Consider the following 15,586-nt stretch of genomic DNA (forward strand, 5'->3'; position numbering starts at 1 on the left):
TGGTGATAAAAAAGCCGGTCTGATGTTTCAGGCCGGCCAGAGATATTTTCAGTATTTAAAGTAAGCTGCTCACTTCTGCTTTTTCTTCTTCAAGTTCAGCCAGTGTCTGATTAATACGCTGCTGACTGAATTCATCAATAGGTAAATCCTGAACAATAGTGTACTCGCCATTTTCACAAGTCATGGGAAAGCCGAATACTATTTCTTCCGGGATGCCATAAGAACCGTCTGAGGGTACGCCCATAGTAACCCATTCTCCATTACTGCCAATTACCCAGTCATGAATCTGATCGATAATTGCATTGGCGGCACTGGCAGCAGAAGACAGACCCCGGGCTTCAATGATGGCTGATCCGCGTTTGCCTACTTTAGGCAAATACTCTTTTACATACCAGTCCTGATCATTAATCATTTCTGCTACGTTTTGATTATCTATCTGAGCAAAGCGGTAATCAGTGTACATGGTGGGACTGTGATTTCCCCATACACACAGCTGTTTTATTTTGCTTACTGGTTTATTAATTTTTTCTGCCAGCTGACTAAGTGCGCGATTCTGATCCAGGCGCATCAGTGCGGTAAAATTTTTCGCCGGTAAATCAGGGGCAGACTTCATGGCGATATAAGCATTGGTATTGGCTGGATTACCAACAACAAGGACTTTAACATCGCGGCTGGCTACTTTATTCAGTGCTGCACCCTGTGTTTTGAAGATTTCGGCATTGGCCTGTAATAAGTCGCTGCGTTCCATACCTTTACTGCGCGGACGTGCACCGACGAGGATAGCTATATCTGCATCTTTGAATGCCAATTCTGGATCATGAGTTGCAAACATATCGGTAAGCAAGGGAAATGCACAGTCCTGTAATTCCATCATTACCCCCTGGGCAGCAGTTTGCGACTGAGGCAAATCAAGCAATTGCAGGATAACCGGAGTATCAGCTCCCAGCATGTCACCGCTGGCAATCCGGAACAGTAAAGCATAACCAATCTGACCGGTAGCACCCGTCACGGCAATGCGTACAGGTTTTTTCATAACATATCCTCTTAAAATAAAAACACGACTATAAATATTTTTTCTTGTCTTAAAGGTATTTAATATGTCTGTACTACAAGAATTTGGGCTGTATGATAGCAAAATTATTTTCAAAATTAAATTAATTGAAGTAATAGATTGATGCTTTTTTGAGAATATTAAGTGAGTTTTTCTGTGTTATCTTATGTCTTATATAAGACTTTATTTACATGAGTTTGAAATGTCGTACAATAGATTTAAAATCAGTTCGCTTAAAAGACACATTCCTTTATACCAGTCTGTAATGCAGCGGGTTTTTCATTTGCTTGCTGATGGTGATTTCAAGCCTGGCCAGCCTTTGCCCAGTGAATGGGATCTGGCCAGGCAGTGGAATGTAAGTCAGGGAACTGTGCGTAAAGGTTTGAGTGAACTGGCGGCGCGGGGTATTTTACAGCGTTATCAAGGGGTAGGAACCTTTGTTACCCAGCAAAACTGGGACTGGGGATATTATCCTTTTACTGAAATTCCGGTATTGCAACAGGCTAAAACTGAGCAGGTTTGGCCGGTAGCTGAAGTTTTGAGTGTGACTGTTGCTGTTGCGGATGAAGAAACTGCTATGCAGTTGGGTATAAAAATCGCAGAACCGGTATGGAAAATTATGCTGCTATGGCGTACCGGTTATATTGAAGTGGCGGTAGATGAATTATTTTTACCTGTTGCGTTATTGCAGGATTTAAATGTACGTTTTATGCGCCGCCGCCGTAGTTTTTATGCTTTTTTGTTGCTTGAGTATGATGTTTTGATGGATACTTCGCGACAATGGCTTTGGCAGACAGTTTTGCGTCCTGAGATTGCCAGACTGTTGAAGGCAGATATGGGTTCGTATGCCCTTTGTATCGGGCGTTTGAGCCAAAGTGTCGACGGTGTTCCTTATGAATGGCGCCGGCGTTATTTACAACTTGGAAATCAGTCTTTGCAATTAAGTGGTAGCTCTGCTGAGTACTGATACTGGTATTGTAAATAATTGGTGTGTAGTAATGTTACCTGTTTGTTAAAAACTGGGTCAATTGCAGTAAATTTCGGTTGGGTGCGGCTTTGGCCGCTGGTTTTGAGTTTATATCTTCTAATAATACAAGAGGAGTTACCGATGCAAAAAGAAAGGCCAGTGTATCTGGATATACAAAAGATACGATTACCCATTCCGGGTCTTGTGTCTATTTTTCATCGTTTTAGTGGTATCGCGCTATTTATCTGTATTCCGCTGTTTTTATGGCTGTTTTCAGGTACGCTTTCTCATGAATCTGCGTTCAATACTTATCAGGAGCTTGTGCATCATCCTTTGGTGAAGTGCATTCTTTTTGTTCTTTTGCTGGCATATGTTTACCACAGTCTGGCCGGTATACGTTTTTTGTTTATGGATATTCATAAAGGCACAGAACTAAAAACGGCACGCGCTTCGGCTAAAGCGGTGGTTATTTGTGCAATTGTATTGTCCGTTATTATTTATGGAGCGTGCTTGTTATCATGATTGATCGTAAATTAGCCGGCGCGCACTATGGTCTGCGCGATTGGATTATGCAGCGTATCACGGCAGTAATCATGCTGGTGTACTCAGTCTTGTTTTTAATTATGATTATCTGTTTACCGCATAGTTATCAGGAATGGCAGTGTTTCTTTGCTCAGACGTGGGTTCGTCTGATAACACAGATTTTTGTGCTGGCACTGGTATTGCATGCATGGGTTGGTATACGTGATTTGTGGATGGACTATATCAAACCAGCAGGTTTGCGCCTGTTTTTGCATGTTGCCACTATCCTGTGGTTGGTTGGCTGTCTGATTTATTCTGTTAAAGTGATTTGGGGGGTAGCATGAATATGCCCAAGAGTTTGCCGGTACGTCGTTTTGATGCAGTAATCGTAGGCGGCGGTGGTGCAGGGCTTCGTGCCGCTCTGCAATTATCTAAAGCAGGTTTAAATACAGTAGTGCTTTCTAAGGTTTTTCCAACCCGTTCTCATACGGTAGCCGCCCAGGGTGGGATTTCTGCTTCGCTGGGTAATGTACAGGAAGACCATTGGAACTGGCATATGTACGATACCGTTAAAGGTTCCGACTGGCTGGGTGATCAGGATGCAATTGAATTCATGACACGCCGCGCTCCTGATGCTGTAGTTGAACTTGAACATATGGGTATGCCGTTTGATCGAGTTGAATCCGGCAAAATTTATCAGCGCCCGTTTGGCGGACATACTGCTGAGTTTGGTAAACGTGCTGTAGAACGTGCCTGTGCAGTGGCAGACCGTACCGGCCATGCAATGCTGCATACCTTATATCAGCAAAATGTGCATGCAGAAACTCAGTTTTTTGTGGAATGGGCTGCTCTGGATCTGATTCGGGATTCAGAAGGTGTGGTAATCGGGGTTATTGCAATGGAAATGGAAACGGGTGAAGTTTTCATTTTGCATGCAAAGGCTGTACTTTTTGCTACTGGCGGTGCCGGACGTATCTATGCTTCTTCTACCAATGCCTATATGAATACTGGTGATGGTCTGGGTATGGCTGCCCGTGCAGGCATTCCTCTGGAAGACATGGAGTTCTGGCAATTCCATCCTACTGGTGTGGCGGGTGCCGGGGTGCTGATTACTGAAGGTGTGCGTGGTGAAGGCGGTATTCTGCTCAACAGTGAAGGCGAGCGTTTTATGGAACGTTATGCGCCAACTGTAAAAGATCTGGCCTGTCGTGATGTGGTGTCCCGTGCAATGGCTATTGAAATTCATGAAGGCCGTGGTGTAGGTAAAAATAAAGACCATGTACTGCTGAAAGTGGACCATCTTGGCGCAGAAAAAATTATGGAAAAACTGCCGGGTATCCGCGAGATTTCCATTCAATTTGCCGGTGTGGATCCAATTAAAGATCCGATTCCGGTGGTTCCGACCTGCCACTATATGATGGGCGGTATTCCTACCAATTATCATGGTCAGGTGGTAATGGCCAAAGGTGATGATCTGGAAGCTCCGGTTCCTGGTTTCTATGCAGCAGGTGAATGTGCATGTGCTTCAGTGCATGGTGCAAACCGTCTGGGTACTAATTCTTTACTTGACCTTGTGGTGTTCGGGAAAGCCGCCGGCGATCATATGATTGACTACATCAAAAAGCAGGTAGCACATCGTGAGTTGCCGGCAGATGTTGGTGAAAAAACACTTGCACGTCTGAGCCGTCTGGAAAATCAGACTAATGGTGAAGAGGTATCTGAAGTGCGTAATGATTTGCAGCGGTGTGTACAGTCACATGCTGGGGTATTCCGTACAGATGCTCTGCTGAAAGAAGGAATTGAGAAAATCAATGAAATTGCCGAACGTGTAGCCAAAACCCAGATTCATGATAAGAGTAAGGTTTGGAATACTGCACGGCTGGAAGCGCTGGAGCTGGATAATCTGATTGAAGTGGCTCAGGCGACCCTGGTTTCTGCTGAGGCACGCAAAGAATCACGCGGAGCACATGCTTCCGATGATCATCCGAACCGTGATGATGAAAACTGGATGAAACACACATTGTACTACGCTGAAGATCAGCATCTGGAATATAAACCAGTACACACTAAACCTCTGAGTGTGGAATACATAAAACCAGCTGAACGCGTTTACTAAGGAACTATCAAGATGGAAAAAATCCGCTTCCAGGTGTACCGCTATAATCCCGATGTGGATGATAAGCCGTACATGAAAGATTATGAACTCGAAATTGAACCGACTGATGTGAAGCTGTTGGATGCGCTGATTAAACTTAAAGCGCAGGATGACAGTTTGTCATTCCGCCGTTCCTGCCGCGAAGGTATTTGCGGTTCTGATGGTATGAATATTAATGGTAAAAATGGTCTGGCATGTCTGACCGATATTCGCAATCTGAAACAGCCGATAGTGTTAAAACCGTTACCTGCTTTGCCGGTTATCCGTGACCTGATTGTCGATTTTACTCAGTTCTTCAATCAATATCATTCAATTAAACCCTATGTGATCAATGATACAGCTGCTCCGACACGTGAACGTTTGCAGTCACAGGCTGAGCGTAAAGAGCTGGATGGTTTATATGAATGTATTCTGTGTGCCTGCTGTTCTACTTCATGTCCTTCTTTCTGGTGGAATCCTGACAAATTTGTTGGTCCTTCAGGTTTGCTGAATGCTTACCGCTTTATTGCTGATACTCGTGATACGCGCACCAATGAACGTCTGGACAATCTGAATGATCCTTACCGTCTGTTCCGTTGTCATACGATCATGAACTGTGTGGATGTTTGCCCTAAACATCTGAATCCGACACGTGCTATTGGTAAGATTAAAGATTTAATGTTGAGAAGAGCTATCTGATGCAGGATTTTGATGATAATGCCAAACGTCGCATACGCTGGCTAACCCGACGCGGTTTACTGGAGCTGGATATTATTCTGGGCCGGTTTATGACACATGCTTTTGATCAGTTATCTAACGAAGAGTTAGCTGTGTTTGTGGCGTTAATGGATTTGCCTGATCCGCAAATTCTGGCGTTAATCAATCAGTCTGAGGGTTGTACTGACTCTGAATTTGAGTCTGTTCTGGCTAAAATCAGGCAGGCTCAATAGCTGTAAACACATTGCTTTTGTTAACGTATTTAAGTTTAGTTTATTTAAATAGAAAAATTGAAAATTAAGGAGTTATGGATGACTAAGAAAGCTATACTGAGCATTGAGGGGCAAGAGCCTTTTGAGATGCCGGTTTTGTCTGGCAGTTTGGGTCCGGATGTAGTGGACATTCGTAAACTGTATGGTGAGACCGGGACATTTATGTTTGATCCCGGGTTTACTTCAACCGCATCCTGCGAATCGAAAATCACTTTCATTGATGGTGAAAAGGGGCAGTTATATTATCGGGGATACCCTATTGAGCAGCTGGCTGAACACAGTGATTATCTGGAAACATGCTATCTGCTCGTATATGGTGAATTACCTGATGCAGTCGAAAAGCAGAAATTTGAACTGGGTGTTTTGCGCCATAATATGGTGCATGAACAATTAACCTGGTTTTTCAGGGGTTTTCGTCGTGATGCTCATCCGATGTCAATGATGGTCGGGGTAGTAGGTGCACTGGCTGCATTCTATCAGGACAGTTTGGATATCAATAATCCTGAACACCGCCGAATTGCGGAATACCGCATGATTGCCAAGATTCCGACTCTCGCAGCTATGTGTTACCGCTACTCAAAAGGATTGCCATTTAATTATCCGCGGAACAATCTGACTTATACCGGTAATTTCCTGCATATGATGTTTGCTAAACCAACTGAGGATTATGTTGTTAATCCTGTGCTGGAACGTGCTTTAGACCGGATTTTCATTTTGCATGCGGATCATGAGCAGAATGCATCTACTTCTACAGTACGCATTGCCGGTTCTTCTGGGGCAAATCCGTTTGCATGTATTGCTGCCGGGATTGCCTGCCTGTGGGGACCTGCTCATGGTGGTGCCAATGAAGCAGTATTAAAAATGCTGGATGAAATTGGTGATGTGTCCCGCGTTGAAGAATTTATGCAGGGAGTTAAAGAAAAGCGTTATCGTCTGATGGGTTTTGGACATCGCGTGTACAAAAATATGGATCCGCGTGCCAAAATCATGAAGCAGACATGTGATGAAGTGTTAAAAGAACTGGGATTGCATGATAGCCCTAAATTCAAGCTGGCAATGGCTCTGGAAAAAATTGCGCTTGAAGATCCTTATTTTGTTGAACGCAAACTTTATCCGAACGTGGATTTCTACTCCGGTATTGTGCTGAGTGCTCTGGGTATTCCGGTAACTATGTTTACCGTGCTGTTTGCACTGGCACGCACAGTAGGCTGGGTATCACACTGGCACGAAATGATAGCTGATCCGAATCAGAAAATCGGTCGTCCGCGTCAGCTGTATACAGGGTCCGGTCGGCGCGATTATCTCCCGGTGGATAAACGCTAGTGATTTATGTATTCAGGCAGCTTTATTGCTGCCTGAAGCATACTGATGCTTCATCACCATGCTTATGCGTGGTGATCTGGAATCGGTATGTTGATATGCGGTAATCTGGAATCGGCAATCGATTCTTTATTGGTAGGGGATAGTGATATTCCTGTTTTATTAGTTTGAGGTAAAAAGGATTTTTACCATGATGGAAGAACAAACCAATCTTTCTTATTTATATGGTGCCAATGCTCCTTATATTGAGGAGCTTTACGAGAGCTACCTAAAGGATCGTGATTCAGTTGACGAATACTGGAAAGATTATTTTGACAAAGTAGCTGCATTACCGGGCTATGTTGCCAAGGATATACCGCAATTACCGATTCAGGAATCTTTTGTTAATCTGTCCAGACAGCATGCTGCTACTCAAGGTAGTGTTGATTTAAATGTATTGCAAAAGCAGGTATCAGTATTAAATCTGATGAACGCTTATCGTATCCTCGGCGCGCGTAATGCAAATCTGGATCCGTTAAAACGCCGTCCTAAAGAATATCTGGCTGAACTTGACCCGGCACAATACGGGCTGACTGCGGCAGATATGTCTACTAAATTTTATACCGGCAGCGATTTTGGAAGCAGTCCTAAACTGCCTTTATCTGAAATTATTAACCGCCTGGATCAGACTTATTGCAGCACCGTGGGTGTTGAGTATATGCATATTACCCGGCCGGATGAACGCAACTGGGTACAAGAGCGGGTGGAAAAAGATTTATCAGTTTCCAGTTATACGCCTGAACACAAACGTCGCATTCTGAAGCAGCTGACTGCGGCTGAAACGCTTGAACGCTATTTGCACACCCGTTATGTCGGTCAGAAACGCTTTTCACTTGAAGGTGGTGAAAGTACAATTGTCGCCCTTGATTATCTGATTCAGCACTGTGGTAGTCAGGGTGTTGAAGAAGTTATGATTGGCATGGCCCATCGCGGCCGCCTGAATGTGCTGGTAAATATTCTGGGTAAAGAACCCCGTGATTTATTCAGCGAATTTGAGGGTAAATATACAACTACTCTGCCAAGTGGTGATGTGAAATACCATATGGGTTTCACTTCTGATCTGGCTACCGGTAACGGCCCTTTACACGTTTCACTGGCTTTCAATCCTTCTCATCTGGAAATTGTTAACCCTGTTGTTGAAGGGGCAGTACGTGCGCGGCAGAAACGCCGTGGTGAATCCGGTCGTAATGCGGTATTGCCGGTATTGATTCATGGTGATTCTGCATTTATTGGTCTGGGTGTCAATCAGGCTAATTTCAATCTGTCACAAACCCGCGGCTATACTACTGGCGGTACTATCCATATTGTTATCAATAATCAGATTGGTTTTACGACTTCTGATTTACGTGACACTCGTTCTACAGTTTACTGCACAGATCTGGCTAAAATGGTTGATGCGCCGATTTTCCATGTGAACGGTGATGATCCTGAAGCTGTTAGCTATGTAATGGGTCTGGCAATGGATTACCGTAAGTCTTTCGGTAAAGACGTGGTGGTGGATATTGTCTGCTTCCGTAAACTGGGTCACAACGAGGGTGATGATCCGATGCTGACTCAGCCAATGATGTATAACAAAATTCATCAGCATCCGGGCACTCGTTCTCTGTATTCTGATCGTCTGGTAAGTGAAAATGTCATTACCAAAGAACAGGCTGAGGGACTGATTCAGGCTTACCGTGATGCACTGGATAAAGGTGAGCATGTTGAGCAGACTACTCTGACTGATTATAACCATAAGTATGCAGTAGACTGGACACCTTATATGGGTACCCACTGGAATCATCCGGTTGAAACCGGTATTCCTGCTGCTGATATTAAACGTCTTGCTGAAAAATTTACTGCATTGCCGGAAGGGTTTACTCCGCATAATACGGTGAAAAAAATGCTGGCCGGTCGTATGGCGATGGCAGAAGGTACGCAGCCGGTAGACTGGGGTATGGCAGAAACTCTGGCTTATGCCAGTCTGGTAACTAATGGTAATGGTGTACGCATTTCCGGCGAGGACTCCGGTCGTGGTACTTTCTCACACCGTCATGCAGTACTGCACGATCAGAAACGTGAAAAAAGTGATGCCGGTGCTTATGTACCATTGCGTAATCTGAGCGAAAATCAGGCTTCTTTCTTAGTCATTGATTCTATTCTGAATGAAGAAGCTGTATTGGCTTATGAATACGGATTTGCCTGCAGTGCGCCTGACCAGCTGGTTATCTGGGAAGGGCAGTTTGGCGACTTTGCTAATGGTGCTCAGGTTGCCATTGACCAGTTTGTCACTTCCGGTGAAACCAAATGGGGACGTTTATGCGGTCTGACGGTCATTCTGCCGCATGGTTACGATGGTCAGGGTCCGGAACACTCTTCTGGTCGTCTGGAACGCTGGTTGCAATTATGCTCTGAAGAGAATATTCAGGTTGTCATGCCGTCTGAGGCTTCTCAGATGTTCCACCTGCTGCGCCGTCAGGTATTACGTCCATACCGTAAACCACTGGTTATTTTCATGTCTAAACGTCTGCTGCGCTTTAATGAATCCATGAGCCAGCTCAGTGACTTTACTGAAGGCCACACTTTCCGCCCGGTTATCGGCGATCAGGTTGAAGGTAATGAAAATAGTGTTAAGCGTGTGATTTTGTGTGCCGGACAGGTTTACTACGATATCAATAAAGCACGTCTTGAACGTGATCTGGGTAAAGACATTGCGATTATCCGCGTAGAACAGTTATATCCGTTCCCGTACGAACAGCTGGCTGCTGAACTGAGCCGTTATCCTAATGCAACTGAAATTCTTTGGGCTCAGGAAGAACCGAGAAATCAGGGTGCCTGGTTCCAGATTCGCCATCGCATTGAAAAGATTGCTGGTAGCAAGCAAAAGGTTATTTTTGCAGGCCGTCCGGCTAGTGCCTCACCAGCAGTGGGTTACATGAGTAAACACGTTGCCCAGCTTAAACAGCTGGTTGATGATGCGTTGGACTTGAAGTAATCCGAATCTGTTATGAATAACTGGCCACTGTAGTGGTGGCCGATACCCTTTTTTTAGGAGTAATCCATGATTATTGATGTAACCGTTCCTATGCTTCCGGAAAGTGTGACCGAAGCTACCCTGATGACCTGGAATAAAAAAGTGGGTGATTTCGTACAGCGTGACGAAAACCTGATTGATCTGGAAACAGATAAAGTTGTACTGGAATTACCGGCTCAGCAGGCAGGTAAACTGGTTGAAATCATTGAAGCAGATGGTGCTACCGTAACTGCCGGTCAGTTACTGGCAAAAATCGATACTTCAGCTACTGCTGAAGCCGCTGCTCCAGAAGCAGCCGCTGCTGAAACTGCTCCGGCAGCTGCTGCAACTCAGACTGCCGCTCCGGCTAATCAGTCTCAGGCTGGTGTTGCAATGCCTGCTGCTGCCAAACTGGCTGCAGAAAAAGGTGTGAATACTGCTAATATTCAGGGTTCAGGCCGTGACGGACGTGTACTTAAAGAGGATGTTGCCGCTGCTGCTTCAGCTCTGGCTACTGCTCCGGTTATGGCAACCGGTAAAGCCTCTGCACCTTCTACAGCCGGTGAACGGGTGGAACAGCGTGTACCTATGTCACGTCTGCGTTCTCGTGTTGCTGAGCGTTTATTACAGTCACAGCACGAAAATGCTATTCTGACAACATTTAATGAAGTGAACATGAAGCCGGTTATGGATTTACGTAACCGTTATAAAGAACAGTTCCAGAAAGAGTATGGCGTTAAACTGGGCTTTATGTCTTTCTTTGTTAAAGCAGCTGTTGCCGCATTGAAAAAATATCCGGTTGTCAATGCTTCTATTGATGGTACTGATGTTGTATATCATGGTTATTTTGATATTGGTATCGCGATTGGCAGCCCGCGCGGTCTGGTAGTACCGATTTTGCGTGATGCAGATCAGATGAGCATTGCCGATATCGAACAGGCTATTCATGATTATGCAGTTAAAGCGAAAGACGGCAAGCTGGCACTGGAAGACCTGACTGGTGGTACCTTCAGTATTACCAATGGCGGGACTTTCGGCTCTATGATGTCTACACCGATTATTAATCCTCCTCAGTCTGCTATTTTAGGCATGCATGCGACTAAAGAACGTGCTGTAGTAGAAAATGGTCAGGTTGTTGTACGTCCGATGATGTATCTGGCTCTTTCTTACGACCACCGTTTGATTGATGGACGTGAAGCCGTACTGACTCTGGTAGCGATTAAGGATGCTCTGGAAGATCCTGCTCGTCTGTTGCTTGAACTGTAAGCAAATAAACTGGCTGCTATAGTTAGTATTTTTATCTGGCAGGCAATAATAACAACCGTAATGATGGCCGCCACACATTATCAAATGGCGTTTGTGCCGCATTACGGTTTATTTTATCAGTCAGAAATATTCATGATTGAAAGGAATTTTAATGTCTCAATTTGACGTTGTGGTAATTGGTGCAGGTCCTGGCGGCTATGTTGCTGCTATTCGTGCAGCTGAGCTGGGTTTTAAAACTGCTTGTATTGATGCCGGATTGAATAAAAAGGGTGATGCACCGGCATTGGGCGGTACCTGTCTGAATGTTGGCTGTATCCCTTCTAAAGCTTTATTACAAACCAGCGAAAATTACCATGCAGCGCAAACTGAATTTGCCGAACATGGTATTGATGTTCAGGTTAAAGGCTTTGATGCCAAAAAAATGATTGAACGTAAAGATGCCATTGTAAGTAAACTGACTAATGGTATCGGTTTTCTGTTTAAAAAAGATAAAGTAGAAAGTATTTTTGGCCGGGGTTCTCTGCAAGGGCAGGCTGATGGTTTATGGCAGATTGAAGTTGACACCAATGGTAACAAGCAACAGATAACTGCCAAACATGTAATTGTGGCGACAGGATCTTTACCTCGTCCGCTGCCTTTAACTGAAATTGACAATGTTAATGTACTGGATAATGAAGGTGCGCTGAATCTGGAAGCGGTGCCGGCTAAACTGGGCATGATTGGTTCCGGTGTCATCGGGCTTGAAATGGGTTCTGTTTGGAATCGTCTCGGTTCAGAGGTGACTATTCTGGAAGCAATGCCGACATTCCTTGCTGCAGCAGATCAGCAGGTAGCGAAGGAAGCCTTCAAAATCTTCACTAAAGAACAAGGTCTTAATATTCACCTTGGTGTAACAGTTAATGAAATTGTTAAAGGTGAAAACAATGTCACTGTTAAATATACAATTGCTGGCGAAGAAAAAACTGAAACTTTTGATAAACTGGTTATTGCTATCGGCCGTGTTCCCAATACTAACGGTCTGAATGCTGAAGCTGTTGGTCTGCAAAAAGATGAACGTGGCTTTATTATCGTTGATGATGAATGCCGCACCAGTTTGCCAAATATCTGGGCAATTGGTGACGTGGTTCGTGGTCCGATGCTGGCGCATAAAGCTTCCGCTGAAGGCGTTGCTGTGGCTGAACGAATTGCCGGTCAGAAACCTTTTGTAGATATGAACACTATTCCTGCAGCCATGTATACTCATCCGGAAATTGCATGGGTTGGTCAGACCGAAGAACAGCTAAAAGCTGCCGGTGTAAAATACAAAAAGGGTCAGTCCAGCTTTGCTGCCAACGGCCGCGCCCTGGGTATGGGTCAGGCTAAGGGGTTTGTGAAAATTCTGGCTGATGCAGATACTGATCGTGTACTGGGTGTGCATATTATTGGACCTGTTGCATCAGAACTGATTGCCGAAGCCGTTATGGCAATGGATTTCAAAGCTTCCAGCGAAGATATTACCCGAATTGTTCACGCTCATCCTACTTTATCTGAAGTGACCCATGAAGCAGCATCTTCAGTTAAATAAGTTTTAAATAATATTCAAAAACAGCCCGTATCCATGAGGATACGGGTTTTTTAGTGGATTATTTTGCATTGCTTGATTTATCTATTTGTACTATCTATTTGTATTATATAATTATTTTTGTGGGTTTTTGTTTTGTTTTATTGTAATATCTGTAATATTGCTATTTTATTCATTAGAAAAAACTAAATCAGGGAAGAAATATGGCGCATAATTACAGTATTTTTCATGTTGAAGAACCGTTCAATGAGCTATCTGCGGGTGCTTTAGCTCAGAAGGACTATTATTATTATAATCAGTTAAGAACATGGAAATTTAAGGATGAACTTTTTCCTTTTAATGATATTCATCATAAAAAATATGATGTCCGTGACGGTAGCGACTGGGACAGTGTGTTAAAACCACGTATTAAAGAGCGTCTGGACAAAGCTGATAATATAATTTTGTTTTTGAGTGAAAATACTTTTCAGTCCAGAGGGGTAAAAGAAGAATTGGAGTATGGTATAGGATATCTGAAATTACCGGTTATTGTGCTGTATGCAGACATACAGGATAAAAAACTTATGATGGTAGAGGGGAAAAAAGACATGAGTTTTAAGGTACATTATTTTATAAATAAATTACCCTTATTCAAACAATTGAAATCGCAAGTTCCTGTGTTGCATGTACCGCTAAATAAAGAAATGGTATCTAAAGCCTTAAAGAAAAATAATTTTGTTAAAAATAGTCATCTCAGTCCGAATAATTATATGCTAAATGATTAAAATATAATTATATTTAATCGTTATAAATTTTAATGTATTTTAGAATCTGAATATTATTACCTATTAAGGTTAAGGATTTATTCCTGCCAGTGTTTTTTTATTTTATCAAGTGCTCTGCGATCACGTTTGGTGGGTCTGCCGTCCGGATATGCAGCAGTTATCTGACTTGCCTGATTTAAAGCCTTAATCTCTTCACGCTTAGCGATGCTGTTGTTGTCTTCGCTATAAAGTAAACGGGCTTCAGGAGCCGGGCGGCGCATATGATTTAATCGTTTTACCTGAATTTTGTAAGGAAGAGAATTGAGAGTTAAATCAATGGTATCGCCAATCTGAATATTCTTACTGTTTTTGACTTTGGCGCCGTTGACCTGTACCCGTCCCAGTTCAATATGCTTTTGTGCCAGTGCGCGGGTTTTAAAGAATCTTGCAGCCCAGAGCCATTTATCCAGACGCATTACTACTGTGCTGATATTGTTGCTTTTATTCATATAATTTATATATTCCTGCTTGTAATCTTTATTTATTTTAGTTGCTGATAATTGTTGAATTAAATAATTTAGCTTATTTAAAGCAGATTTTGCGCAAAATGTATCAGTTTAATCCGGTTTAACAGAAATTTTGTCGGTTATATTGAAAACCTGACGTAAATAAGCCAGAAAAGTGCTGTTGTCTGTCATGGTTTTACCTGGCGAATCCGATATTTTGGCCACAGACTGGCCATTACATTCAACAAGTTTTAATACGATATTCAACGGGGTTAAACCCATATCATTGGTAAAATTAGTGCCGATACCAAAGCTGGTTTTAAAACGGCTGTTAAAATGAATATATAAGTCCCATGCGCGTTGTAAATCCAGACTGTCGCTGAAAGTTAGCATTTTGGTACGGGTATCTATTTTGAGTTTCTGATAATGGGCATAAGCTTTTTCACCCCAGATATACGGATCACCGCTATCATGGCGCAGTCCGTCAAATAATTTGGCAAAATACAGATCAAAATCACACAAAAATGCATCCATGCCGACTACATCTGTTAAGGCAATACCCAAATCACCACGATACTCATGTACCCAGGCCTCCAGTGCCGCTTTCTGAAAATCACGTAACCGGACATCTAAAGCCTGAAAAGCCTGCAAAAATTCATGAGCCATAGTGCCAATCGGAATCAGATTGAGTTGTTTGGCGATATGTACGTTGCTGGTTCCTCTGAAAACGCCAGGAGCCGCCTCATGAAGGGTTTTAATCACATGTTTTTGCCATGAATAACGATAACGCCTCCGGGTGCCAAAATCGGAAACAACAAAAGGAGAGTTGTAATGATGCTGTTCATTAGCATAGTGATGAATCAGTTCGGCCTTTGCTTGCAGACGACGCTCTCCCTCTGCCAGTATTTCCGGAGATTCCAGCCGATGAAAGTACAATTCGTTAACAATAGACAGCACAAATATTTCGAAAAACATCGCCTGAATAATCGGTCCTTCAATGCGGATATTCAGGTATTGATTATCATCTACAGAAGTTTTGATAAAACGCCTTTTTAGTTGAAAGAGCTCCATATAGTCGACGAAATCACTTTTAATAAAGCGCAGGCTGCGCAAATATTGCAATTCATCTTCAGTAAATTTCATCTGGCACAGACGGTCAAGCTCCCAGTCAAGTTCTTCTAAAATTTCACCAAGCGGGTAGGCTGTTTCATGATTGTTACGACAACGAAACTCATAGACACCGGTTGCCTGAGGGAATTGATGCAATACTACCTGAAGCATAGTGAATTTATATAAATCTGTATCCAGTAAAGACTGAATAATGGGCGGACGGTTGGTATCTATGGTCATATTGCTGGAGCAATTCATAAAAGTAATTAATATGTACTATGCGGAAATATATGTACTGAATTCTGTTTCAGAATTGTTACAGAATTTTTATCTGCATTTCAAAATTTGAGCTCGTTCATTAACAACCCTTCATCTGTTCAAATCAA

Annotated in this window: 14 protein-coding genes; 11 read left to right on the top strand and 3 right to left on the bottom strand. The window is 43.2% G+C overall.

Translation table 11 applies throughout. From position 1 onward, the window contains the following. Positions 1 to 55 precede the first annotated feature (55 nt). Positions 56 to 1,033, bottom strand: a complete 978-nt coding sequence (locus H3U82_RS02865) for a malate dehydrogenase (RefSeq protein WP_198209117.1) — start codon at positions 1,031 to 1,033, stop codon at positions 56 to 58. A 220-nt stretch (positions 1,034 to 1,253) separates the two neighbouring features. Between H3U82_RS02865 and H3U82_RS02870 the strand changes: the two genes are divergently transcribed. The 11 genes from H3U82_RS02870 to H3U82_RS02920 all read left to right on the top strand — a co-directional run bounded on the left by H3U82_RS02870 (position 1,254) and on the right by H3U82_RS02920 (position 13,605). Beyond that, positions 1,254 to 2,018 carry a GntR family transcriptional regulator gene (locus H3U82_RS02870; RefSeq protein WP_198186130.1) on the top strand — a complete coding sequence of 255 codons (765 nt, stop codon included), beginning with the start codon at positions 1,254 to 1,256 and terminating at the stop codon, positions 2,016 to 2,018. Between the two features lie 141 nt (positions 2,019 to 2,159). Further along, entirely contained in the window at positions 2,160 to 2,540 is a 381-nt protein-coding gene (gene sdhC / locus H3U82_RS02875) for a succinate dehydrogenase, cytochrome b556 subunit (RefSeq protein ID WP_174833603.1), read from the top strand. Continuing rightward, positions 2,537 to 2,884: a succinate dehydrogenase, hydrophobic membrane anchor protein gene (gene sdhD / locus H3U82_RS02880; protein WP_025330885.1), complete on the top strand. Its 348-nt coding sequence runs from the start codon at positions 2,537 to 2,539 to the stop codon at positions 2,882 to 2,884. The genes sdhC and sdhD overlap by 4 nt, the downstream gene beginning before the upstream one ends. Positions 2,885 to 2,886: 2 nt before the next feature. Then, positions 2,887 to 4,656: a succinate dehydrogenase flavoprotein subunit gene (gene sdhA / locus H3U82_RS02885; protein WP_037395298.1), complete on the top strand. Its 1,770-nt coding sequence runs from the start codon at positions 2,887 to 2,889 to the stop codon at positions 4,654 to 4,656. Positions 4,657 to 4,668: 12 nt separating this feature from the next. Beyond that, positions 4,669 to 5,373: a succinate dehydrogenase iron-sulfur subunit gene (locus tag H3U82_RS02890; RefSeq protein WP_198209118.1), complete on the top strand. Its 705-nt coding sequence runs from the start codon at positions 4,669 to 4,671 to the stop codon at positions 5,371 to 5,373. Beyond that, positions 5,373 to 5,624: a succinate dehydrogenase assembly factor 2 gene (locus tag H3U82_RS02895; RefSeq protein WP_025330882.1), complete on the top strand. Its 252-nt coding sequence runs from the start codon at positions 5,373 to 5,375 to the stop codon at positions 5,622 to 5,624. The genes H3U82_RS02890 and H3U82_RS02895 overlap by 1 nt, the downstream gene beginning before the upstream one ends. A gap of 78 nt (positions 5,625 to 5,702) precedes the next feature. Then, positions 5,703 to 6,986, top strand: a complete 1,284-nt coding sequence (gene gltA, locus H3U82_RS02900; protein ID WP_037476469.1) for a citrate synthase — start codon at positions 5,703 to 5,705, stop codon at positions 6,984 to 6,986. A 187-nt stretch (positions 6,987 to 7,173) separates the two neighbouring features. After that, on the top strand, positions 7,174 to 9,996 hold the full coding sequence (locus H3U82_RS02905; protein WP_025330880.1) for a 2-oxoglutarate dehydrogenase E1 component: 2,823 nt from the start codon (positions 7,174 to 7,176) through the stop codon (positions 9,994 to 9,996). A gap of 66 nt (positions 9,997 to 10,062) precedes the next feature. Continuing rightward, entirely contained in the window at positions 10,063 to 11,280 is a 1,218-nt protein-coding gene (gene odhB / locus H3U82_RS02910; protein WP_084551266.1) for a 2-oxoglutarate dehydrogenase complex dihydrolipoyllysine-residue succinyltransferase, read from the top strand. A gap of 151 nt (positions 11,281 to 11,431) precedes the next feature. Continuing rightward, a complete protein-coding gene (gene lpdA, locus H3U82_RS02915; RefSeq protein ID WP_198209119.1) occupies positions 11,432 to 12,844 on the top strand; it encodes a dihydrolipoyl dehydrogenase in 1,413 nt (470 codons plus the stop codon). A gap of 200 nt (positions 12,845 to 13,044) precedes the next feature. Then, on the top strand, positions 13,045 to 13,605 hold the full coding sequence (locus tag H3U82_RS02920) for a toll/interleukin-1 receptor domain-containing protein (protein ID WP_037395175.1): 561 nt from the start codon (positions 13,045 to 13,047) through the stop codon (positions 13,603 to 13,605). A 77-nt stretch (positions 13,606 to 13,682) separates the two neighbouring features. Here the strand turns inward: H3U82_RS02920 and H3U82_RS02925 are convergent, their stop codons facing one another. Further along, positions 13,683 to 14,093, bottom strand: coding sequence for an RNA-binding S4 domain-containing protein (locus H3U82_RS02925; protein WP_198209120.1), 411 nt, complete (start codon positions 14,091 to 14,093; stop codon positions 13,683 to 13,685). Between the two features lie 108 nt (positions 14,094 to 14,201). Next, positions 14,202 to 15,440, bottom strand: a complete 1,239-nt coding sequence (pncB, locus tag H3U82_RS02930; protein ID WP_198209121.1) for a nicotinate phosphoribosyltransferase — start codon at positions 15,438 to 15,440, stop codon at positions 14,202 to 14,204. Between the last annotated feature and the right edge of the window lie 146 nt (positions 15,441 to 15,586).

Origin of the sequence: Snodgrassella sp. W8132 (genome assembly GCF_016100865.1) — a bacterium.
Lineage (GTDB): Bacteria > Pseudomonadota > Gammaproteobacteria > Burkholderiales > Neisseriaceae > Snodgrassella > Snodgrassella alvi.